We start from the raw sequence: 2035 nt of genomic DNA, 5'->3' as shown, positions 1-2035 counted from the left end.
GTTGATCTTGTCTAGTCGTTGGTTTTGCCGGCTGTGGGGACGCGGCCGAGGTCGCGGTCTTTGAGCCGGTAGCTGTCGCCTTTCATGGAGATCACTTCGGCGTGGTGGACGAGCCGGTCGATCATGGCTGCGGCGACGACGTCGTCGCCGAAGACCTCGCCCCAACGGCCGAAGGGCTTGTTGCTGGTGACGATCAGCGACGCGCGTTCGTAGCGGGCCGAGACGAGTTGGAAGAACAGGTTCGCGGCCTCGGGTTCGAACGGGATGTAGCCGACCTCGTCGATGATCAAGAGTGGGATCCGGCCGAGTTTGACCAGTTCGTCCTGCAGCCGGCCGGCGGCATGGGCATCGGCGAGGCGGGACACCCACTGGGCGGCGGTGGCGAACGCGACCCGGTGCCCGGCCTGGCAGGCCCGGATGCCCAAGCCGATCGACAAATGGGTCTTGCCAGTGCCGGGCGGGCCGAGGAACACCACGTTCTCGCGGCCGGTGACGAAGTCGAGGGTGCCCAGATGCGCGAGCTGGTCGCGTTTCAATGATCGCTGGTGTTCGTAGTCGAACTCCTCCAAGCTCTTGCGGGCCGGGAACCGGGCGGCCCGGATGCGGCCTTCTCCGCCATGCGATTCGCGGGCGGACACCTCGCGTTGCAAGCAGGCGGCCAGGAACTCTTCATGCGTCCAGGACTCGGCCCGGGCCCGCTCGCCGAGCCGTTCCACGGAAGCGGCCAGCGAGGGCGCTTTCAACGCCCGCGCCAGGAACGCGATCTCGGAGGCGACGTTGCGGCTGGTTTTGGCGTTCATCAGGCCACCTCGCCCTCGAGGCCGAACAGGCGGTCGTAGTCGGCCAGGTCGCGGTGCTCGACCTCGGTGCGGATCGGCGGGGTCTTGGCCAGGCGGTGCGCCGCCCGCAGCAGGGTGGCGGCGTCCCGGTGCAGCGGGTCGGTGATGCTCTGATGCGCCGCCCAGCAACGAACGTGAGTCGCGACGCCGCGGCCGTCGCAGGTCACCTCGACCCGCCCGGCGTCAGCGTGGATGTCCACGCGGCGGCCGATCGCGGACGGGTGCACCGAGTAGTCGTTGGCGTCGACGCGGACGTAGTGATCACGCGGCAGCCGGGTCGACAGCCGCCAGCCGACCATCGGTGCGACCGGCGGCAACGCGAGCATCGCTTGACGGTCGGCGTCGAGCCGGTCGGCCGGGCGGGCCTGCAACCGGCGATGAACCCGGTTGTTCGCCCGCACCAGCCAGTCCTGCAACTGGGCGTTGAAATCCTGCGGTGAGGCAAATGAACGGCCTGGCAGAAACGACGTTTCCAGATAGCCGTTGGCCCGTTCGACCAATCCCTTGGCCTCCGGATCGGCCGGCCGGCACTGGATCACCCGGATGCCCAGACAGCCGCGGAACGCGTTCATCGCCTCGGTCAGCTGCGGCTTGCCGGCCCGCCATTGCCCGACCGCGGACTCGTTGTCCCAGACCAGCGCCTTCGGCGTCGCCCCGAGCTGCGACAACAGCGTCCAATGCCCGTCCAGCAGATCCGGGGCCTGCCGGGTCGGGATCATCGCCGCCGACAGCCACCGCGAGTAACCGCAGACCATGACCAGCACCGGTGGCCGCCCGTGCTGGCCGAATCCCAACGGCACGTCCGCCGGCGGGAACCACAGATCACACTGCGCGAGCTCACCCGGCAGATACTCGGTGCGCTGCGCCGGATCAGCCGGCACGAACAACGGCCGTAACAACCGCACCCGGTCCTTGAACACCGTCATCGACCGTTGCCAGCCCACCCGCTCCGCGAGCACCGTCGTCGGCATCGACGGCCACTGCGCCAGCAACGCACGGATCTGCGGCTCAACCGCATCCACGATCGACGGCTTCGCCGGCCGCGAATACGACGGCGGCCCGTCGGAAGCCAACGCCCGACGCACCGTGTTCCGCCCGACCCCAAGCTTGCGGACGATCGCCTTGATCGGCATCCCCTCAGCCCGATGAAGCCGGCGGATCTCCGCCCAATCCTCCACGCTCAACACCCTCCCGAT

General features: G+C 68.7%; 2 protein-coding genes. Both read right to left on the bottom strand.

Annotated elements, in window-relative coordinates; all coding sequences use genetic code 11:
- Positions 1 to 11 precede the first annotated feature (11 nt).
- Positions 12 to 800: an IS21-like element helper ATPase IstB gene (istB, locus tag ODJ79_RS46435; RefSeq protein ID WP_263030161.1), complete on the bottom strand. Its 789-nt coding sequence runs from the start codon at positions 798 to 800 to the stop codon at positions 12 to 14.
- Positions 800 to 2026 carry an IS21 family transposase gene (gene istA, locus ODJ79_RS46430; RefSeq protein ID WP_263030162.1) on the bottom strand — a complete coding sequence of 409 codons (1227 nt, stop codon included), beginning with the start codon at positions 2024 to 2026 and terminating at the stop codon, positions 800 to 802. The genes istB and istA overlap by 1 nt, the downstream gene beginning before the upstream one ends.
- Positions 2027 to 2035 lie beyond the last annotated feature (9 nt).

Origin of the sequence: Actinoplanes sp. KI2, from assembly GCF_025630775.1 — a bacterium.
Taxonomy (GTDB): domain Bacteria; phylum Actinomycetota; class Actinomycetes; order Mycobacteriales; family Micromonosporaceae; genus Actinoplanes.
Note: the sequence above shows the minus strand (reverse complement) of the source record. Positions and strands in the feature narration are given on the sequence as shown.